General features: G+C 32.3%; 20 protein-coding genes. 10 read left to right on the forward strand and 10 right to left on the reverse strand.

Translation table 11 applies throughout. The features are described 5' to 3' along the window. The first annotated feature begins 71 nt into the window (after nt 1-71). Together ACNFIH_RS00480 and ACNFIH_RS00485 are read left to right on the forward strand one after the other, a co-directional pair. Complete coding sequence (locus tag ACNFIH_RS00480) at nt 72-884, forward strand: M48 family metallopeptidase (protein ID WP_426485013.1); 813 nt, start codon at nt 72-74, stop codon at nt 882-884. 154 nt (nt 885-1038) lie between these two features. Further along, a complete protein-coding gene (locus ACNFIH_RS00485; protein WP_426485014.1) occupies nt 1039-2343 on the forward strand; it encodes an MFS transporter in 1305 nt (434 codons plus the stop codon). Between the two features lie 125 nt (nt 2344-2468). On the opposite strand, the gene ACNFIH_RS00490 is transcribed toward ACNFIH_RS00485, so the two are convergent. Genes ACNFIH_RS00490 through ACNFIH_RS00505 form a run of 4 tightly spaced genes read right to left on the reverse strand, consistent with a single transcriptional unit; the run spans nt 2469 to nt 5343 of the window. Beyond that, the gene (locus tag ACNFIH_RS00490; RefSeq protein WP_426485015.1) at nt 2469-3191 is read right to left on the reverse strand and encodes a head GIN domain-containing protein; all 723 of its coding nucleotides are present in this window, start codon (nt 3189-3191) and stop codon (nt 2469-2471) included. Between the two features lie 19 nt (nt 3192-3210). After that, nucleotides 3211-4272 carry a hypothetical protein gene (locus ACNFIH_RS00495; protein WP_426485016.1) on the reverse strand — a complete coding sequence of 354 codons (1062 nt, stop codon included), beginning with the start codon at nt 4270-4272 and terminating at the stop codon, nt 3211-3213. After that, entirely contained in the window at nt 4256-4792 is a 537-nt protein-coding gene (locus ACNFIH_RS00500) for an anti ECF-type sigma factor (protein ID WP_035643441.1), read from the reverse strand. The genes ACNFIH_RS00495 and ACNFIH_RS00500 overlap by 17 nt, the downstream gene beginning before the upstream one ends. Then, complete coding sequence (locus tag ACNFIH_RS00505) at nt 4789-5343, reverse strand: RNA polymerase sigma factor (protein WP_426485017.1); 555 nt, start codon at nt 5341-5343, stop codon at nt 4789-4791. Before ACNFIH_RS00505 ends, ACNFIH_RS00500 begins: the two co-directional genes overlap by 4 nt. Before the next feature lie 152 nt (nt 5344-5495). Here ACNFIH_RS00505 and ACNFIH_RS00510 point away from each other — a divergent pair, with 152 nt between their 5' ends. The 7 genes from ACNFIH_RS00510 (at nt 5496) to rpsA (ending at nt 15614) form a co-directional block, all read left to right on the forward strand. After that, nucleotides 5496-6494, forward strand: a complete 999-nt coding sequence (locus tag ACNFIH_RS00510) for a DUF6252 family protein (RefSeq protein WP_426485018.1) — start codon at nt 5496-5498, stop codon at nt 6492-6494. A gap of 243 nt (nt 6495-6737) precedes the next feature. Further along, nucleotides 6738-9191 carry an endopeptidase La gene (gene lon, locus ACNFIH_RS00515; protein WP_426485019.1) on the forward strand — a complete coding sequence of 818 codons (2454 nt, stop codon included), beginning with the start codon at nt 6738-6740 and terminating at the stop codon, nt 9189-9191. 209 nt (nt 9192-9400) lie between these two features. Next, entirely contained in the window at nt 9401-10420 is a 1020-nt protein-coding gene (porQ, locus tag ACNFIH_RS00520; protein WP_426485020.1) for a type IX secretion system protein PorQ, read from the forward strand. Between the two features lie 4 nt (nt 10421-10424). Beyond that, nucleotides 10425-11030 carry a murein L,D-transpeptidase catalytic domain-containing protein gene (locus ACNFIH_RS00525; protein ID WP_426485021.1) on the forward strand — a complete coding sequence of 202 codons (606 nt, stop codon included), beginning with the start codon at nt 10425-10427 and terminating at the stop codon, nt 11028-11030. Between the two features lie 284 nt (nt 11031-11314). Continuing rightward, complete coding sequence (cmk, locus tag ACNFIH_RS00530; protein ID WP_426485022.1) at nt 11315-12007, forward strand: (d)CMP kinase; 693 nt, start codon at nt 11315-11317, stop codon at nt 12005-12007. 69 nt (nt 12008-12076) lie between these two features. Further along, on the forward strand, nt 12077-13453 hold the full coding sequence (locus ACNFIH_RS00535) for a nucleoside permease (RefSeq protein WP_426485023.1): 1377 nt from the start codon (nt 12077-12079) through the stop codon (nt 13451-13453). Nucleotides 13454-13838: 385 nt separating this feature from the next. Next, nucleotides 13839-15614 (forward strand): 30S ribosomal protein S1, encoded by a 1776-nt coding sequence (rpsA, locus tag ACNFIH_RS00540; RefSeq protein ID WP_426485024.1) that lies wholly within the window; start codon nt 13839-13841, stop codon nt 15612-15614. A 391-nt stretch (nt 15615-16005) separates the two neighbouring features. Here rpsA and ACNFIH_RS00545 read toward each other — a convergent pair whose 3' ends face one another. The 3 genes from ACNFIH_RS00545 to ACNFIH_RS00555 all read right to left on the reverse strand — a co-directional run bounded on the left by ACNFIH_RS00545 (nt 16006) and on the right by ACNFIH_RS00555 (nt 18104). After that, on the reverse strand, nt 16006-16524 hold the full coding sequence (locus tag ACNFIH_RS00545) for an ExbD/TolR family protein (RefSeq protein WP_426485025.1): 519 nt from the start codon (nt 16522-16524) through the stop codon (nt 16006-16008). A 13-nt stretch (nt 16525-16537) separates the two neighbouring features. Further along, a complete protein-coding gene (locus tag ACNFIH_RS00550) occupies nt 16538-17065 on the reverse strand; it encodes an ExbD/TolR family protein (protein WP_426485026.1) in 528 nt (175 codons plus the stop codon). Between the two features lie 88 nt (nt 17066-17153). Continuing rightward, the gene (locus ACNFIH_RS00555; RefSeq protein WP_426485027.1) at nt 17154-18104 is read right to left on the reverse strand and encodes a S66 peptidase family protein; all 951 of its coding nucleotides are present in this window, start codon (nt 18102-18104) and stop codon (nt 17154-17156) included. Nucleotides 18105-18455: 351 nt separating this feature from the next. On the opposite strand from ACNFIH_RS00555, the gene ACNFIH_RS00560 reads away from it, so the two are divergent. Continuing rightward, the gene (locus ACNFIH_RS00560) at nt 18456-19010 is read left to right on the forward strand and encodes a fasciclin domain-containing protein (RefSeq protein ID WP_426485028.1); all 555 of its coding nucleotides are present in this window, start codon (nt 18456-18458) and stop codon (nt 19008-19010) included. 80 nt (nt 19011-19090) lie between these two features. Here the strand turns inward: ACNFIH_RS00560 and ACNFIH_RS00565 are convergent, their stop codons facing one another. The 3 genes from ACNFIH_RS00565 to ACNFIH_RS00575 all read right to left on the reverse strand — a co-directional run bounded on the left by ACNFIH_RS00565 (nt 19091) and on the right by ACNFIH_RS00575 (nt 21645). Further along, complete coding sequence (locus tag ACNFIH_RS00565) at nt 19091-19936, reverse strand: EamA family transporter (protein ID WP_426485029.1); 846 nt, start codon at nt 19934-19936, stop codon at nt 19091-19093. Between the two features lie 53 nt (nt 19937-19989). Next, nucleotides 19990-20133: an SsrA-binding protein gene (locus ACNFIH_RS00570; protein ID WP_142448713.1), complete on the reverse strand. Its 144-nt coding sequence runs from the start codon at nt 20131-20133 to the stop codon at nt 19990-19992. 78 nt (nt 20134-20211) lie between these two features. After that, the gene (locus tag ACNFIH_RS00575; protein WP_426485030.1) at nt 20212-21645 is read right to left on the reverse strand and encodes a serine hydrolase; all 1434 of its coding nucleotides are present in this window, start codon (nt 21643-21645) and stop codon (nt 20212-20214) included. Between the last annotated feature and the right edge of the window lie 22 nt (nt 21646-21667).

Consider the following 21667-nt stretch of genomic DNA (forward strand, 5'->3'; position numbering starts at 1 on the left):
CGTTTTTGAAAATTATGTAAAAGTGAAATCAAATTTAGTTGTATTTTTGTTAGTGCTAAATTTGTAAAATCATGAAAAAATATCTAATCACAGGGCTTTTTACGGCAGTTTTAGTATGTAGCTGCGCGACAAATCCAATAACGGGAAAGCAGAATTTAAATTTTGTTTCAAATAGTGAATTATTTCCATCTTCTTTTCAGCAATACAATCAGTTTTTGACTGAAAATAAAGTTATTACAGGAACATCTGATGCAAAACTTGTTGAAACAGTAGGATATAAAATTAAATTGGCCGCTGAGAAATATCTAAACTATTTAGGGCAAACACAATATTTGAAAGATTATCGATGGGAATATAAACTTGTTGATAATAAAGAAGTTAATGCATGGTGTTTACCCGGAGGGAAAATTGTTGTTTATTCAGGTATTTTGCCTGTAACGCAAAATGAATCTGGTTTAGCAACAGTTATGGGACACGAAGTTTCACACGCATTAGCAAATCACGGAGCACAAAGAATGTCTGCAGCACAATTGCAACAAATTGGAGGAGCAGCTTTGGGAGCAGCAACAAGTGGAAAATCTGAAGCAACTCAACAAATTTTTGCGCAAGCGTACGGAATTGGATCAGAAGTAGGAGTGATGCTTCCTTTCAGCAGAAGTAACGAAAGTGAAGCAGATAAAATTGGTTTGACTTTAATGGCGATTGCAGGATATAATCCTGAAGATGCTGTTGCTTTCTGGAGCAGAATGTCTGCAAAATCTGGAGCGGCAGGAACTCCTGAATTTATGAGTACACACCCATCAGATGCAACAAGAATTGCTAATATAAAAGCACTGGTTCCTGAAGCTAAAGCAATTGCGCTTAAAGTGGGAACTATAAAATAAAATTCTGAATATCAGAATAAATCAAATCTTAGCTATTCGTTTTTCGAGTAGCTTTTTTTGTAGTTCATAATTTAATAATATATGAATCGAATAATTTGTATTTGATTATAATAAAAATTAGATAAATTCGTAGCGCATTAACAAAACCATTTCTATGAAAAACCTACCAAAAGGAGATAAGAAATTATTAAATGCCTGGGCATTTTATGATTGGGCAAATTCAGTTTATACACTGACTATTGCATCGGCGGTATTTCCAATATTTTATGAAGCATTATTTACGGATCGCGGTCATTATATTGATGTTTTCGGCATGCGTCTTAAAAATTCAGCTTTAATTAGTTTTACCACGGCGGCAGCATTTTTAGTTGTTTCGTTTATTTCACCATTTTTATCTGGAATTGCAGATTATGTGGGGAATAAAAAAGCTTTCATGAAGTTTTTTTGCTATTTAGGTGCTTTGTCATGCGTAGGATTATATTGGTTTGATCTTGGGAATATTTATGTTGGATTAGCTTTTTATTTCTTAGGATTGATAGGATATTGGGGAAGTTTGGTTTTTTATAATTCTTATCTACCGGATATCGCTTTTGAGGATCAGCAAGATAGAATCAGTGCAAAAGGTTATTCTTTGGGATATATTGGTAGTGTGATTTTATTGCTGATTAATCTTGGTATGATTATGTTTCCAAAAACTTTCCATATTACAGCAATGGAAGCAATGCGTTATTCTTTCATTATGGTTGGTATTTGGTGGATTCTTTTTAGCCAATATACGTATTATTATTTGCCAAAAGGAAGCAAAGAAAATGGTCAAAAGTTAACGAAAGATGTTGTCTTTAATGGTTTTAAAGAATTGAAAAAAGTATGGGGCTTATTGAAAGTTAATGTTCCCTTGAGGCGTTATTTAGGCGGATTTTTCGTTTCAAGTATGGCAGTGCAAACTGTAATGCTGGTAGCTACTTATTTTGGAGCACAAGAAATTCAATGGTCATCTAAAGAAGAGGGAACAATTGGTTTAATTATTTGTATTCTAATCATTCAGTTGGTTGCTGTAATTGGTGCAGTTGCCACTTCCAGAGCTTCTGCAAAATTTGGAAATATTCCAACTTTGATTTTTATTAATGCTATTTGGGCAGTATTTTGCGCATTAGCTTATTTTATTACTTTACCAATGCATTTTTACGTTATGGCAACAATTGCAGGATTTGTAATGGGTGGAGTTCAAGCACTTTCGCGATCAACCTATTCAAAATTATTGCCAGAAACAGAAGATACAGCTTCGTTTTTTAGTTTTTATGATGTTGCCGAGAAAATCGGAATTGTAATAGGGATGTGTATTTATGGAATAATTGACCAAAGAACAGGAAGCCCGCGTAAAGCAATTGTTGTTCTCGCAATTTTCTTCGTGACATCGATTTTCCTTTTAAGAAGAGTTCATAAAAAAGAGGCGCTTTAAGCGCCTCTTTTTTTATTTAATAAAGTATGAAGAAAATAAAAGCTCAATAATAAAAGAGGAATGATTAGTTCGTTTTTTGATTTGATGATTTAAAAAAATCTTTTATTATTGAGCTTTATTTAGAATTATGCTTTTGAAATACTTCCTGAACCCGAAACTTTTACATCACGTTTTTCAGGATTTCCAGTATATTTAATATCTCCTGAACCCGAAACTCTTGCTGTTAAACTTTCGTTGCAATTGATTTTGACATCACCAGAACCTGAAACCATTACATTAGCATTTTTAGATTTCAAATTCGCCGCTTCAATATCGCCAGATCCGGAAAGTTTAATAACTAAGTCATTTGAATTTCCTTTTAATTTGATATCTCCTGAACCGCTCAAACTGAAATCAAAAGAGTTTGCTGCAACATCTAAATCAATATCTCCTGAGCCAGATAATTTTGCTGAAAATTTATCATTTTTGATTTGAGATTTAGTAACAATATCACCTGAACCTGACAAATTAAGTTCAGATATTTTTTCAAACGGAACTGTAATTTCTACTTTTTTTCCTGTGCTCGGACGCAAATTGGTTCCTTTCTTCGCGTAAATTTTTAAAGCATTGCCTTCGACTTCAACAATAATTGCTGATAAGATATTTTGTTCTCCTTTAATCGTAATTTTTCCTTCTTTTCCAGCAACCAAATCAACATCAAAAAAGCCTGAGATTTTAATTGCATCATATTCTGAAGTTGTTCTTGTTTCTGTTACAACATTGCCATTTCCGTTGATTTTTTCTTGTGCATTAGCTGTAAAGCCAATTAAAAATGCTGCGCAAACTACTGATTGAATAATTTTTTTCATGGTTTTTGATTGTTTAAAATTATTGTTTTTTGATTAATGATACGTTTCCGTAAGTTGAATTAATTATTACCTTATTCTGACCTTTCTTTTTATGAAAGCCACTAATATTTTTTGAACTGTTTTTAGTTTCGTTCACATTGATTTCTAAATCATCGCCGTTTTTAATATTAGCATATTTAGTGTTGATGTTAAAGTCGAAAGCGTAATTGTAATTATAACCCACTGTAATATCGGTATATCCTGAATTAATGTTTACATTTTTTGCTTTTTCAGTCAATGTGCCAATGTTAACTTTGCTGTAATTGGTATCAATGCTCAAATTGTTTGAAACCTCTGCAACAGAAACGGTTAAATAATTTCCTGAACCTGTAAACGAATTTACTTTTTGAAATTTTAAATTTCCGTAACTACAGTCGTATTTAATGTTTTGAGAATCAGAAACAACTAAATCTGTATAATTAGCATCAAAATTTAAATTACCTGAATCGTTTACTTTTAATCCTGAATAACGCGCCTCAATTGTGCCGTTTTTGATATAATCGATTGATGAATTTTGGCAGTATTCAATATTAAGTCTGTTGGTTTGATTGTTTAGTTTTCCAATATTGACTTTTCCATATTTACAACTTATATCAGTTGAACCTTCTATAGTTAAGGTCGTAATATTTCCGTACTTGTTCATCAATTTTACGGTTCCGTTTTTAGGAATTTTAATTACGTAATTAATCTCAAAGCTGTTGCTGCTTCCTCTTCCTTTATTGGTTGAATTTCCAATTTTGGTAACAGCGGTAACCATTGATTTTAAGCCCGTAATATCAACATCGATCGTGTTAAGTTTTTCGTTTACCCAATTCTCATTTGAGCCGGTAACTTTGATTGTGATGTCAAGATCTATTTTATCCTCATCCCAGGTTGATACTGTAATGTTTCCGTATTTATTATCAATGTCAATTCCTGCATTCGAATTTACAATAAAGGTTTTCTTGATATTTTTTTGTTTTGAAATAGCAGTGTCATCATTTGAGAATCCCAGAAAAGGAATCAAGATGAACAGGATTAATATTTTATAATGTTTTTTCATGGCTTGTGTTTTTTAAATTTTCGTTTTCTTCAATTCTTTTCAAAACCGTCTGCAAAAAAGATATTCTGGTTTGCAGATTGCTTATCATGGCATAAATGATTTGTTTGTTTTCACCATTTTTTTGCAGTTCATTAATGATTTTTTGGTAGTCGGCATCAAAAACTTTCATCTGTTTTAATGCATCATTGATAATCTGCTCATTTTGAGGCGAACTTTTTTCCTTCAGTTTAACCAGTTCGTTATCAATTAGAATGTTGAAAATAGAATCAGTACGTTGTGTTTCTTTAGATGCAAATTTGAATTCCTTTGGTTTTTCATTTTTATAAAAAAGAGTTATTCCAAGCATTAAAACTATCGTTGCTGCAATTGATGCTGCAAACCAGTAATTTTTCTTTTTGGGTTGTTTCTTGTTTAATTTATTTAAAAAAACGTCCTGATGATCTGAATTTAATTCCTGAACATCCCATTGGTTTTCAAATTTGTTGAATAATTGATCTAAATTGTCATTTTCCTTTTTCATATCTCCTCTAATTTTTTTCGCAAACTTTCCTTTGCCCTGCTTAATGTAGTTCGGCAGTTTTGATAACTAATATTTAAAATTTCGCTTATTTCTTCCTGATCGTAACCTTCAATGTAAAAAAGTGTCAGAACCATTCGGTAGCTGTCTTTCAGCGCTAAAATAGTGTCTAAAACCTGTTTCACTTTTAAAGTGTTAAAATCAATGGCTTCCGAATAAAAATCATCGTTTTCTTCGATTTTATAAAGTGTTTTGCTCAGATCTTCGACCTGAAAAGCATTATTCTTTTTGTAAAAATCAATACTGTAATTGATGACAATTTTCTTCAGCCACGCGCCAAAAGCAACTTCTTGTTTGTAGTCGTTTATTTTTGTAAATGCTTTCAAAAAGCCTTCCTGCATGACGTCTTGTGCAAAATGTTCGTCTTTTACAATACGGTAAGCCACGTTGTACATAGCTTTACTGTAACGGTTGTAAATTTCAAATTGGGCTTTTTGATTATTCTCTTTACAAAGCGCGATTAATTCTTCGATATTTTGATTGGTTATACTCAAGTAATGGTTGCTAGTTTTTTATAATGACTTTGCTTTTTTTTATTTGTTACACTTTCTATAAAATTAATTTTATTTTTTTTCAAATTATTAGGTTGTGTAAGATTTTTATTTCTTCGTATAAAATCTATATTTGTACACAAATTAAAATTCATATGAAGAAAATTACTATTTTATTTCTCTTGCTTTTTGCAATAGGTAGTCTTTTTAGCTCTTGCAGTCCTTTTGATGATGGTCGTGATATTTCAGGTTCTGAGAATAACGGGAATGGAAATGGAGGCGGAAATGTGGAAGAAAAGGCTATCTTTAAGGCCAAAGTTGGCGGAGAAGAATTTATTGCAAATACCACAACTGCTGTCGTAACAAATGACTATGTATTAATAGCTGGTACTAGATCTTCAAAAGGAGATTTAATTCAAATAATTTTACCAAGCAATAAAATAGGAACATATACATGGGCGAACAGCAAAGAAAATGCAGATCGTTTTGTTTTAGCTTACGCAGAAAAAGTTGATGGATATGGATTTATTAGTGCTTCAAACGAAGATGCCGCATTTTTGGAAGTAAAAAATTATACTGATACTGCAATAATTAAAATTACTGCGGTAGATAAAACAAAAAAAACAATTTCAGGAACTTTTCAATTTACAGGATTTAGAGAGACAGATAATGGTTCAACTGAAACTAAAGTGGTTACAAATGGTACTTTTACAAATGTGCCTTACACAGAAGACATTCCTGCAGATGATTCAGATCAAATTTTGAAGGCAAAAGTAAATGGAGTTGATTTTATTAATGACAAAGTTGATGTAACTGCTGTAAGTGCATCTGGTAGTAATCCATATTATAGTATAGTTGGAAAAAAGAATGATGGTAGTGTAAGTGTTGGTTTGAGTATTAATAAATCATATGGAGCTGGAACTTATCAGGTTTCAACTAATTCATCGAATACGGGTGGCGCTCTGGTAAATGTTATTGCAGGTACTTTCAAAATAAATGATTATTTATATACATCTAAATCAGGTTCAATCACAATTGTTTCAAAAACAGCAACAAAACTAGTGGGGACTTTTGATTTGGTCGTTCAAAATTTTAGTATAAATGATGAAAAGACAATTACAGGATCTTTTGATATAGATATAGAAGGTTTATAATAATTTATGAACTCGCTTAAAATCCGCCTTGTGCGGATTTTTTTTGGTAATACAATTTGATTTTATTAGTTTGGCTAATTAAATAGATATTCTACATTCCATTCTTGGCATAGTGATTGTCTATTTTATAAGATGTATCTTGTAAATTAAGTTTTAGTTTGTTTTTATTAGAAAACAATGAATTTCAGGCTTTATTTACAAGTTGTATTAATCATTTAATGACAAAACGACTTATATATTATTATGTCAAATCATAAAATACTTACTATTGACAATCTGTCACTTCAGGAATTTGATTCTGAAGCAGAATTAATTCCTTTATTAACTCCCGAAGACGAAGAAGAAATGAATAATGAGGAACTTCCGGTTTCTCTGCCAATCTTACCTTTGCGTAATACTGTCTTATTTCCAGGTGTTGTTATTCCAATTTCAGCAGGAAGAGACAAGTCTATTAAACTGATTAATGATGCCAACGCTGGCGGAAAAATCATTGGAGTAGTTTCACAAATTAATGAAGAAGACGAAGATCCGTCTAAAGATGATATTCATAAAATTGGTACTGTAGCCCGAATTCTGCGCGTTTTAAAAATGCCTGACGGAAATGTTACGGTTATCTTGCAAGGAAAAAAACGTTTTGAAATAGACGAAGTAGTTTCTGAAGAGCCTTACATGACAGCTACCATTAAGGAAGTTTCAGAAGAACGTCCTGGTGAAAATGATACTGAATTTACAGCGATTTTAGATTCTGTTAAAGAACTAGCGATTCAGATTATTAAAGAAAGTCCAAATATTCCATCTGAAGCTACATTTGCTATTAAAAACATTGAAAGTCAATCGTTTTTAATCAATTTTGTTTCTTCAAATATGAATTTATCTGTAAAAGAAAAGCAAGGTCTTTTATCGATAAATGGTTTAAAAGAACGTGCTTTAGAAACTTTACGTTATATGAATGTCGAACTTCAAAAATTAGAGTTGAAGAACGATATTCAGTCAAAAGTTCGTTTTGATTTAGATCAGCAACAAAGAGAGTATTTCCTTCATCAGCAAATGAAAACCATTCAGGAAGAATTGGGTGGCGTTTCGCAAGAAGAGGAAATGGACGAAATGGGACAAAAGGCGAAAACCAAAAAATGGGACGAAAAAACGCAGAAACATTTCGAAAAAGAATTGTCTAAAATGCGCCGTATGAATCCGCAATCACCAGATTTCGGAATTCAGCGTAATTATTTAGAATTATTTTTAGAATTGCCTTGGGGCGAATATTCTAAAGATAAATTCGATTTGAAACATGCTCAGAAAATATTAGATAAAGATCATTTTGGACTTGATGAAGTTAAGAAAAGAATGATTGAACATTTGGCAGTTTTAAAATTGCGAAATGACATGAAATCGCCAATTATTTGTTTAACAGGACCTCCGGGAGTTGGTAAAACATCTATTGGTCGTTCTGTTGCTGAAGCTTTAGGGCGTGAATATGTACGTATTTCATTAGGAGGTTTACGTGATGAAGCAGAAATTCGCGGACACAGAAAGACATATATCGGTGCAATGCCAGGAAGAATTATTCAAAGTCTGAAAAAAGCGGGAACTTCAAATCCTGTTTTTATTTTAGATGAAATTGATAAACTTTCGAACGGAAACAGTGGTGATCCATCTTCTGCTTTATTAGAAGTTTTAGACCCGGAACAAAACAATGCTTTTTACGATAATTTCCTTGAAATGGGATATGATTTGTCTAAAGTAATGTTCATTGCGACATCAAATAATATGGCTGCTATTCAGCCAGCATTGCGTGACAGAATGGAAGTGATTAAAATGTCAGGTTATACAATTGAAGAGAAAGTTGAAATTGCAAAAAGACATTTATTTCCAAAACAACTTGAAGCACACGGATTAACTTCAAAAGATTTGACAATTGGTAAAAAACAATTAGAAAAAATTGTTGAAGGTTATACGCGTGAATCTGGTGTTCGTAATCTCGAAACAAAAATTGCTCAGGTAATTCGTAATGCAGCAAAAGCAGTAGCGATGGAAGAAGAGTACAATAAAAAAGTTACAGATGAAGATATTGTAACTGTTTTAGGTGTGCCAAGATTGGAGCGCGATAAATACGAAAATAATGATATTGCTGGAGTTGTAACAGGTTTAGCCTGGACAAGCGTTGGTGGTGATATTTTATTTATTGAATCATTAATTTCTGAAGGAAAAGGTTCATTGACAATTACAGGAAATCTTGGAAATGTCATGAAAGAATCAGCAACAATTGCGTTGGAATATATTAAAGCTAATGCGAAGAAATTAGGTTTAAGTACAGAAATTTTCCAAAAATACAATATCCACTTGCATGTACCGGAAGGAGCAACTCCAAAAGATGGGCCAAGTGCTGGTATTGCTATGCTTACTTCTTTGGTTTCTTTATTAACGCAGAAAAAAGTGAAGAAAAGCCTTGCCATGACTGGAGAAATTACACTTCGTGGAAAAGTTTTACCTGTAGGCGGAATTAAAGAAAAAATCCTAGCTGCAAAAAGAGCCGGTATCAAAGAAATTATTTTATGTCACGAAAACAAAAGCGATATTGATGAGATTAAAGCTGAATATTTAGAAGGGCTTACTTTTCATTATGTAAAAGAAATGAGCGAAGTTTTGGCGTTGGCTTTAACAGATCAAAGCGTAAAAAATGCTAAGCAATTGAAATAAACGTCAATTTAAAATTTCAATACTTTAAAATCCCAAATTCCAATTTTATTATTGGAGTTTGGGATTTTTTTTATGTACAAATATGATATATGGAATTAAAAATTGTGGTATAAATATTGATTAATAGGTAGTTATAAAAATTATTTTTTACGTTATATAATTTTATCTTTGTATTTGCGTTATTCCCATATAGGAATCGCCCCAAAAACATGTTCAAACGATTTGGTTCATTTTTAATGTTGTTACTCTGCTCGATTTCTTTCGGGCAAGTTGGAGGGCGCTACACCTATCAATTCCTCAATTTGACATCCTCGCCAAGGCAGGCAGCGTTAGGAGGAAAAAATATTACGATTTATGATGATGATGTAAATCAGGTGATGTTTAACCCGGCAGTATTAAATGAAGATATGGACAATCATCTTGCTATAAATTATGGAAGTTATTATGGAGAAGCATCTTATGGAACCGCTTCGTATGCTTATACGTATGACAGACATATTCAAACCTTTTATGCAGGCGTGAGTTATGTGAATTATGGCAGTTTTGAAGGTTACGATGAAAATGGCCAGGCAACATCAAATTTTACAGGAAGTGAAGGCGCTCTTACACTAGGATACGCATATAATATTCCTTACACAGATGTTCATATTGGAGTAAATGGGAAGCTAATAACTTCGACTTTAGAAAGTTATAATTCCATTGGTGGAGCAATTGATGTGGGAATTATGTATCAAATTGAAAAAAATAATGTAAATTTGGCCCTAGTATTTCGTAATATTGGAACTCAATTTACAACTTACTCAGGAATAAAGGAGAATTTGCCCTTTGAAATTATTGCTGGTATCTCGCAAGAATTAGAGCATGTACCGCTTCGCTGGCATCTTTCATTAGAAAATCTGCAGCAATGGAACATATCTTTTTCGAACCCCGTTCGTGGAGAAACCAATATTGATGGATCAACAACTAACGAGAAAATCTCGTTTGCAAATAATGCCTTAAGGCATGTCGTTTTTGGTGTGGAGCTTTTTCCACAAAGAGCATTTAATTTGCGTTTAGGATATAATTTTAGAAGAGGCGAAGAATTACGAATTGATGAACAACGCAATTTTTCGGGAGTTTCATTAGGATTTGGCTTAAGAATGAATAAATTAAAATTCAACTATTCTTATTCAAGGTATACATTGGCGGCTAATACAAGTCTTTTTGGTTTAACTTTAAATTTTCAGTAATAATATGAAAATATTTACTTTATTTTTGTTCATGACTGTGAGTGTTTTTACGGGAGCTAAACACTTTTTCAATGAAGATGAATCTACGATAACCAATGTCGAGATCGAAAGAATCAACAGCAGAATAACAGACATAAAAAACATGATTAATAATGATCCAAAATACAATTCTAAAATTGCATTTTTGATTGATATGAAAGTTCCTTCTGGAAAAAATCGTTTTTTTGTGTATGATTTAGAAAAGAACGAAGTTATAGATCAAGGTCTGGTAGCACACGGTTCTGGTTCTGAAACAGGTATTAAAGGCATGCTGAAATTCAGCAATATGCCAAATTCTAATTGTACAGCCTTAGGCAGATATTCAGTTGGAAAAACATATAAAGGAATTTTTGGAAAAGCTTATAGATTAGCAGGTTTAGATGAAACTAATAATAAAGCTTTAGAACGTGCTATTGTATTGCATGCTTATTCGGCAGTTCCATTGCAAGAACAGGATTATTATATCAGCAACAGCCATGGATGTCCAATGGTAAATGAAGAGTTTTTTAAAAGAATTCAAAAGTTAATTGATAATTCAAAAACAAATATCCTTATGGATATTTACTATTAAAAAACAGCAATAAATAAAATTAAAAGGATAAAACTTTTTATGATCGAGATGAATTTGATTTTCGATGATGAAAAGTTTTTTTTTGTTTAGAATTTATTGGATTAAATTAGTTTATAAGTGTTATAAATCTTCAGAATAAAGAGAAAGATAATTACATTTGCAGCGCTTAAAATTATTTAATTGTTATTGAAAACATTAGAATAATCAAGGCTTTCTAAGTAAATAACTGATTCTCAAAATGCTGTTTTGTGGAGTCTGAAATAATAAAATTTAAAAATACAAAATTGAAAAAAATTACAATTGCAATCGACGGATTTTCATCAACTGGAAAAAGTACTTTAGCAAAACAATTAGCAAAAGAGCTTGAATATGTGTATGTTGATACTGGTGCAATGTACCGCGCAGTGGCTTATTTCGCAATGAAAAATCAATTCATTGATGCTGATTCTTTTAATAAAAATGCTTTAATTGAGTCTTTACCGAAAATTCAATTAGAATTTAAATACAATGCTGATTTAGGTTTTGCTGAAATGTATTTGAATGGTGAAAATGTTGAAAAGCAAATTAGAACAATTGAGGTTTCTAATTTTGTTAGTGCGGTAGCTGCTGTTTCTGAAGTTCGTTCTAAGTTAGTTGAACAACAACAGGAAATGGGAAAAAATAAAGGTATTGTGATGGATGGAAGAGATATAGGAACTGTAGTTTTTCCAGATGCCGAACTTAAAATATTCATGACTGCTAGTGCCGAAACCCGCGCACAAAGACGTTTTGATGAATTGCAGCAAAAAGGTGATAACGTAACCTATGAAGAAGTTTTGAAAAATGTTGTTGACCGCGATCATATGGATACGCACCGTGAAGATTCTCCATTAGTAATTGCCGACGATGCAATTGAAATAGATAATTCTTACTTAAATAAAGAAGAACAGTTTGCTGCTGTTTTAGAATTAGTAAATGATGTTGTAAAAACGGCGTAATTTTTTGCAGATATTATTTTAAATGTTAGTTTTACCGCTTCATTTTTATTTTAAAGACAATTTTATCATATGGGGATTAAAAACAGATTGATTATAATGAGCTTTCTTCAATTTTTTGTTTGGGGAGCCTGGCTTATAACAATAGGAAATTATTGGTTTGGGACAAAAAACTGGGAAGGAACTCAATTTGGACTCGTTTTTGGAACCATGGGAATTGCTTCTCTTTTTATGCCTACACTTACAGGTATTATTGCAGATAGATGGATTAATGCTGAAAAATTATACGGCGCTCTTCATATTCTTTATGCAGCAGTTTTGTTTGGAATTGCACAGGTTACAACACCAGACACTTTTATTATTGTAATGCTTTTGGCAATGTGTTGTTATATGCCAACAATCGCTTTAAGTAATTCAATATCTTATACTTCACTAAAACTAAACAATAAAAATATCGTTAAAGATTTTCCGCCAATTCGTGTTTGGGGAACAATTGGTTTTATTGTTGCGATGTGGATTACAAACTTAAGTGGAAGTAAAGCAACAGAATATCAATTTTATATTGCAGGAATTGGTGCTTTAATTCTGGGAGTTTACGCTTTTACATTGCCAAAATGTGAGCCACAGCGATTGATTAAAGAAAATGCAACCTGGATTGAAACTTTTGGTTTAGAATCTTTTAAGTTATTTGCTAATTATAAAATGGCTTTGTTTTTTGTTTTTTCTATGTTTTTAGGAGGAGCACTTCAGTTGACAAATGCTTATGGAGATGTGTTTTTAGATGAATTTAAGCATTTTCCAAAATATGCCGATTCATTTGTAATCAAATATTCGACTATTATTATGTCGATTTCTCAGGTTTCTGAAACTTTGTTTATTCTTGCGATTCCGTTTTTCTTAAGACGTTTCGGAATTAAACAAGTTATGTTGATTAGTATGTTGGCTTGGGTTTTACGTTTCGGATTATTTGCTTTTGGTGATCCTGTTGGAGGATTATGGATGATTATTTTATCATGTATTGTTTATGGAATGGCATTTGACTTCTTTAATATTTCAGGTTCATTATTCGTAGAAAGCAATACTGATTCTAAAATTCGTTCTTCTGCGCAAGGATTATTTATGATGATGACGAATGGAGTAGGAGCTGTTTTAGGAAGTTTGACATCTGGCTGGGCTATTGATCGTTTCTTTACAAAATCATTTGCTAATACAACTGAATTGGCAGGATTTTTACAAACAGATACAACAAACTCTAAAATGTTAGAATTTGTAAAAGGTCAAGGGAATTCAGTTTCTGCAGACGGAATTTTTGCTAACCCAATTTTAATGAAGGACTGGCATACGATCTGGTTGTCGTTTGCGGCTTATGCTTTGGTCATTGCAATAGCTTTTGCTGTTTTATTTAAACATAAACATGATCCGAAGGAGATTGAGAATTTGAGTCATTAAGATTTTTAGATAATAATCGGAATTAAACCCGACAGGTTTTCAAAACCTGTCGGGTTTCGTTTTTCAAGGTTCTTATGAAAACGAGACTTTCTAATCTAGCCCCGATAGAAGTGGAAATCCTTTTGTGTCCGCCGCGGCGGACATAAAAGATTGCAACGGATAGCGGGACTTCACGTCTCGAAAAACCTAAAAAGTTCTGCTTCTAAACAATTCACTGATAATCAACTCGGAATTATTTTGTAAGTCCAAATATTTGTAGTAATTTTGCAAACCTTTTGGCAGAGAAGAGTTTCCTTTAGGTATCAACCATTTATGTAAAACAACTTCTGTATTTTCTATCGCATGGAGAAACTCGAGAAAAACAGAATACAAATTTTTTATCAGCATGTCTGAACAATTAAAATCACAAGAAGAGTTTTTAGCAAATTTTAACTGGCACAACTTCCAAGAAGGAATTGATGCAGTAGATGAGAAAAACTTACAAGAGTTTGAAGAACTAGTATCAAAAACTTTCATCGCTACAGATCAAGAAGAAGTAGTTGAAGGAGTTGTTGTTAGAATTACAGATAGAGACGTTATCGTTGATATCAATGCTAAATCTGAAGGTGTTATTTCTTTAAATGAATTCCGTTACAACCCAAACTTAAAAGTAGGTGACAAAGTTGAAGTATTAATCGACATCCGTGAGGACAAAACAGGTCAATTAGTATTATCTCACAGAAAAGCACGTACTATCAAATCTTGGGATAGAGTTATTGCAGCTAATGAAACTGGAGAAATCGTTAACGGTTTTGTTAAATGTAGAACTAAAGGAGGTATGATCGTTGACGTATTCGGTATCGAGGCGTTCTTACCAGGATCTCAAATTGACGTTAAGCCAATTAGAGACTACGATGTATATGTAAACAAAATGATGGAATTCAAAGTGGTAAAAATCAACCACGAATTCAAAAACGTTGTTGTATCTCATAAAGCGCTTATCGAGGCTGATATTGAAGTACAGAAAAAAGAAATCATCGGTCAATTACAAAAAGGACAAGTATTAGAAGGTGTTGTTAAAAACATTACTTCTTATGGTGTGTTCATTGACTTAGGTGGTGTTGACGGATTAATTCACATTACTGACCTTTCTTGGAGTAGAATCAACCACCCAAGTGAAGTTCTTGAATTAGACCAAAAATTAAACGTTGTAATCCTTGATTTCGATGATGAGAAAACAAGAATTCAATTAGGATTGAAACAATTAAACGCTCACCCATGGGATGCTTTAGATGCTAATTTAACTATTGGTGATAAAGTAAAAGGTAAAGTAGTTGTAATCGCTGATTACGGTGCTTTCATCGAAGTTGCTGAAGGTGTTGAAGGTTTAATCCACGTTTCTGAAATGTCATGGTCAACTCACTTACGTTCTGCTCAGGATTTCGTAAAAGTTGGAGATGTTGTTGAAGCTGTTATCTTAACTTTAGATAGAGATGACCGTAAAATGTCATTAGGTATCAAACAATTGACTCAAGATCCATGGACTGATATTACTTCTAAATACCCAGTAGGTTCTAAACATACAGGTATCGTTAGAAACTTTACAAACTTTGGTATTTTCGTAGAATTAGAAGAAGGAATTGATGGATTAATCTACATTTCTGACCTTTCTTGGACTAAGAAAATCAAACACCCATCTGAATTTGTAAATGTTGGTGAGAAACTTGATGTAGTTGTATTAGAATTAGATGTTGAAGGACGTAAATTATCTTTAGGTCACAAACAAACTACTGCTAATCCTTGGGATCAATACGAAGATTCTTTCGCTGTAGGAACTATCCACAATGGTGAAATTTCTGAAATCGTTGACAAAGGAGCTACTGTAGAATTCGGAGATGATATCGTTGCTTTCATTCCTACTCGTCACCTTGAAAAAGAAGACGGAAAGAAATTGAAAAAAGGTGATACTGCTGATTTCAAAGTAATCGAATTCAACAAAGAATTCAAAAGAGTAGTTGCTTCTCACACTGCTATCTTCCGTGAAGAAGAAGAGAAAAACGTGAAAGCTGCTGCTGAAACTACTGCATCTGCATCTACAAACGCACCAGCTGCGACTTTAGGTGACAACAATGATGTATTAGCTGCTTTAAAAGCTAAAATGGAAAAAACTGAGAAAAAATAATTCTTAGCTTTTTTATAAATAGAAAGTCCCACATTACTGTGGGACTTTTTTTGTGCGTTTTTGTTTCAGGTTTTCTTTGTTTCAAGTTTCAAGTTTGTCAGTTCAAGCGGAGTCGAGAACCTTGTTATAATTGGAATTTGGAATTTTTAAAATTGTTATTTCTATTTAAATTAGAAGCTATTTCCTGCTCTTCGCTATATCTTTTCCTGGCTAAAGAAGCCAGAAAAAGGATGCCGCTTCGATCAGGGCTAGGGCACAAGTTTTCAAAAGAAGATTTTGTGTCATTCTGAGGAACGAAGAATAACACAAGAATTTCCGCATGCAAGATCGTCAATCTTTGTTGAGTTACTGTTGTGATTCTTCGTTCCTCAGAATGACAAACATTTCGGAATTATTTTGAAGCTATTAATTTTGACTCTTCGGGACTAAATTCAGGTACAACTGAATAAGAATCTATATTGGCAATTTTCATTTCGTCTAACATGTCAACTAAATTTTTGAAGTTAGATTTTTTGGTTGGCTTTATAATTACTGAAATTCCTCTTCCATGTTTTCCTAAAGCAGCAGAATATTCAAGCATACTTTTATTTCTTTTTAGTAATTCTTGGCGAATTCCATCTTTACCATATTTAATTTCTTTAGGAGCAATTATGGGAGAACTTAAAATTCCCATATAATATATTAGTTTATCATTTTCACCTAACATAACGGTTATCGATCTATTTTCCTCATAGTGTGGAATAGGGCAATCACAACAATCATTTCTACTCAAATCCATACTTTTTGGTTTAGACAATTCTCCAACAACCATAAAAAATATAATCAGCAAAAATGAAACGCTGACCATTGCGGTTAAATCAACTCTTGAATTTAATTTTTTGCTTCTTACTTTTTTTGGTAGATTTTGCATAAGCATTAATTTATTAATTAGAGGCTAGCAGTTTCTCTTCTTCTGGTGTAAATTGGTCAACAATAGCGTAAGTGTCTATATTATTGATTTTCATTTCGTCCAATATATCAATCAAATTTTTCAAATTACTGCTTTTAGTGGGTTTTATGATAACAATTACACTGTTTTTAGGTTTTCCAACAGAAATCATTCTCTCGTCCACTGATTTTTTATGTATAAATATTTCTTTTCTAATTCCGTTTCTACCGTATTCAGATCTCTTTGGCGCTTCATCATTATATGGTAGTAGGCCAGAATAAGTAACTATTTTGTCGTTTTCATCTAGAAGAATTGTATATAATCTACTACTATCTATGCATCCGCGAGATTCTCCGCAACCACCTTCTTTATCAGGCAAACTCAAACCCATAGATTTCGGTTTCGATAATTCCCCAACAACCATAAAAAATATAATCAGCAAAAAAGACACGCTGACCATTGCGGTTAAATCAACTCTTGAATTTAATTTTTTGCTTCTTACTTTTCTTGGTAGATTTTGCATATGAATCCTATTTTGATTTTAAAGTTAATCAAAATTTTATTCAGAAAATCAATCTAGTTTAAATTAAAAATGTTTTTTAAAGGCTTATTTATTTGTACGAAATAATTACGGATGTTGCATTAGATTCTAACTTAACTTTTTTACCGAAAATCAGCGCATGATTGTTTCTGATATGTCCTGCCGGAAAATCGAAAATTACTGGATAATCATATTCTTTTACAGCATTTAGAATGATTTCACGATGTGTTCCGCCAAACAAAATATTTTCTTCCGTTTTATAATCAAAATCGCCAACGATAATTCCCTTTAAATCTTTCAAGAAGCCATTTCTTTTCAGCGTATACATCATTCTGTCTACTCGGTATAAATCTTCACCAACATCTTCGATAAATAAAATTTTGCCTTTTGGGTCAATGTCAGAATTACTACCTAACATCGACATAATAATCGAAAGATTTCCGCCTATAAGAACACCTTTACTTGTACCTAATTTATTGAGTGGATTAGTAGTTACCTCATAACTTAAATCCTCACCAAACAAAGATTTATAAAGTGTTTCTTTGGCTTCAGGTGTAGCTCGTCTCATTCCGCCGGGCATTGTAGCGTGGATAGATGCAAATCCCAATCTATGAACTTGTTCGTGAAGAGTAGTAATATCTGAATAACCAATAATCCATTTTGGATTTTTCTTAAAAGCTGAAAAGTTTAATTGATCAACAATTCTAACAGTTCCATAGCCTCCTCTGGAGCACCAGATCGCTTTAATGTTTTTATTATCTAAAGCTTCTTGCATATCATTTTGTCTTTCAAGGTCTGTTCCAGCAAAATGGTTGTGCCTTTTGAAAAGATTTTTGCCTAATTTAATATTAAGCCCCCAACTTTTTGCAAGCTCGATTCCCTGATCAATTTCTGTTGAGTCGGTTAGAAAACCCGCTGGAGCAACAATCATTATTGAATCACCTTTTTTAAGATAAGGTGGAATTGTATATTGTTTAATTGCTTTATCTGCTTCCGAAAGATAATTTTCTTGGTAATTCATTTTATAAGCCGGGGATTTACATTGAATAAAAGTTAGTAAAATTAAAATAGAAAAAATCGTTTTTGTGTGGTTATTAATTATCATTTTGAGGTTAAATTATGGAATGTTTTTAGCTTTAGTTTCGTGTTTTTTTAAGTCGATTTTATATAATAAATATGTTTTGAATTTAATAATAAAAAGATGTGAAATCTATCACAGCTTAAAAATAATCAAAAATAATTGTAATTATTAATTGCTTGTTTTACAGTGTATTTTGAGAATATTTCAATGTTTTTTGAAATTATTTTAATTTTTGTTAAAACCAAAACCAATATTCCAGCGTAAATGAGCTTATAACTTAAAATATTAATTATGAAAACTAGAAAATTTTTAGCGACAGCAATTTTAGCTTTAACATTCGGATTTGCATCATTTGCCCAAAAAACTGTAATGGTGGGCGGTGCAGCAATGTATCCGAGTAAAAATATTATTGAAAATGCAGTAAATTCAAAAGATCACACTACGTTAGTAGCCGCTGTAAAAGCTGCTGATTTAGTAGAAACATTACAAGGCAAAGGACCGTTTACTGTTTTTGCTCCAACAAATGCAGCATTTGATAAATTACCAGCAGGAACTGTTGAAACTTTATTGAAACCAGAGAACAAAAAGATGCTTCAAAATATCTTAACGTATCATGTTGCCGCTGGAAAATGGAATGCATCAGATATTGCAAAAGCAATTAAATCTGGTAAAGGAAAAGCAACTATAAAAGCTGTTAACGGTGGAACTCTTAATGCTTGGATGGATGGAAAAGATTTGTATATAACAGATGAAAACGGAAATAAATCAAAAGTAACAATTGCAGATGTGAACCAATCAAATGGTGTGATTCATGTTGTCGATGCTGTTTTGCTTCCGAAAAAATAATATTTAATCAAATTCCAATCTTTAAAATTCCAAATCCCAATTTAAAAGTTGGAATTTGGAATTTTAAAAATTAGATTTTTTTATTTTTTAGTTGTTAAAGTTGATCCGGCAGAAGCGACTACAACACAAACAACAGCCAAAATTTCATAGAAACTTAAGTTTTCTTCTAGAAAAATAAAAGCACAAATTGAAGCTGCAGCCGGTTCTAAGCTCATTAAAATACTGAAAGTACGAGGAGGAAGTTTTCCTAAAGCTTTCATTTCTAAAGTGAACGGAATTGCACTTGACAATAATGCAAGAGCAACACCCATTCCGAAAAGCCTTGGAGTAAGATTAACAAGTCCGTTTTCGAAAATTCCAAAAGGTAAAACCAGAATTGCGGCCAACAACATTCCCGTTGAAACAGCTGTGCCTTCATTCATAATTTTTGAAATTCTTCCCCCAAAAACGATATAAGCTGCCCATAAAGCTCCAGCAATTAAGGCAAAAAGAACACCTAAAGTATCTAAACGTTCATTTGTCCAGGGAGCAATTAATAAAATACCTATTGCAGCTAATAAAACCCATAAATAATCAATCAGACGTTTTGATCCAATAATCGCAAGCAATAACGGACCAATAAATTCTAAAGTAACCGCAAGTCCAATTGGGATTCTTTCGATTGCAAAATAAAAAATCAAATTCATAGCACCTAAAGAAAGCCCATACGGAATGACAACTTTCCATTGCGTTTTTGTAATTGCTTTTAAATTTGGCCTATAAACCAATAAAAGAATGATTGCAGAAACACCAATTCTGATAGATGCTGTACCTGCTGCTCCAAGTGTTGGGAATAAAGTTTTAGCAATTGCTGCACCACATTGTACGCTAATAATTGCAAGCAATACAGCCTGAACAGGAGGAAGGTTGATTTTTTTGTTTTTCATGAATCGAAGAAGCAGAAAAGCATAAAACATTTTCTGCTTAAAAGTATTTAATTTTAATTGCCTAATGCTTTTTTGGTAACATAAGCACGATATCCGATAATTGCCATTTGCCATTTTTTGGCTTTTGAAATATCTAGACCTTGTTTTGTAAAACTAGGTAGAAGCATTTTGTTTAATTTGGCTAGAAATTTATACATAGTAGGTTTGTTTCTTCAAAGATATGAAAAAAGACTTTGCGTTAAAACAAAGTCTTTTAGGGTATAAAGAATGAAAGTTTAAATTTTTAGAATAAGATTTTGATCTCCTTCTGTTTCTTTATTTATGGCGTTTTTTGGCGCTTCCATCCAGCCACTTTTGTTGATTACAAACTTAAATAAATGCGTTTTGTTTTTTTCAAACTGAGATATAGGAACAGCTAATTCAAACGTATTTTTGTTTTTTCGAATCATTTGAAAATTTTTATCATCGGGATTCCAATTGTCGAATGAACCTGCAATTGAAACGCTTTTTACTAAGTCGGCATTTAAAGCTTTATCGTGTATATAGCTAAAAACTACATTATCATTGACTATTTTATATCCGTAAATTCCGGATTGCTTTTTGTATTCATTCAATAAATCATTTGAAAGACTCACAATGGCTTCACCTAAAGCATTTCCCGTATTTTCATCGCTTATATTTACAATGATCGAAAGCCCTAATTGTCGTTCTGGATAAACAACAAGCATATTTTGAGTTCCAAAAGCGCCGCCGTGTTTCCAGCAGTTTTTTCCATTGTCGTCAACTTCAATATGATCCCAAAAATAGCCATTCCAGATTGTAGAACTATTTAAGAGATTTCGCTGTGATTCCTGAACAATTTTATCTTTTGTATTTAATTCATAAGCAATGAATTTGGTTAAATCACCTAAAGTAGATTTTAAGCGTCCGGCAGCTCCCCAAAGATTATCTGAAATTTGTGGCATTAAAACGCCTTTTAGATTATAACCATTTGCAACAACAACATTTGGACTTAAATTTATTCCGGTTGATGTCATTTTTAGCTTTGAAAGAATATGTTCATTTAAAAGTGTTTCGTAATTTTTATGGTAAACATTCTCTAAAATATGAGCTGTCAGATTTAAGCTTCCGTTGCTGTATTTGAATTTTGTTCCAGGTAAAGTATCCAATTGAATTGTTTTTAAATCTTCAAAGAATTTTTCCCGACTATAGGATTCGTCTAATTTTTTGAAAGCTAAATAACTGCTATCGTTTCTGTTTTTCCGCAATTCTGCTGTGTCTGGAAGATCTTTGTTGAAACCAGTTTTAAAAGAAACTAAATCTTTAATGGTAATTGGTGTTCCATAATATTCCAAATTAGGATAAGAACCAGTAATGTATTTTCGGATATCATCGTCTGGATTAAGTTTTCCTTCTAAAACTGCTTGAGCGGCAAGCAAACCTGTAAACAATTTAGTTATTGATGCAACTTCAAAAACAGTATTGTTATTAGCAATATTCTCTTTTCCTTTATCAATTTCACCATAATGACGAGTGTAGGTTTCACCATTTTTTACAACTCCAATAGAAATAGAATTTGCTTTTGATTTTTGCATTAAAATTGAAGCCGCTTTGTCCATTGCTATGAAGATATTTTTTTCAGCTGTATTTTTCTGTGCCAAAATTGATAGCGAAAAGTGTAAAAACAGAACTAAATAATATTTTTTCATTTTACGATTTTAAAATTAAATA

Origin of the sequence: Flavobacterium sp. 2 (assembly GCF_049949195.1) — a bacterium.
Classification (GTDB): Bacteria; Bacteroidota; Bacteroidia; order Flavobacteriales; family Flavobacteriaceae; genus Flavobacterium.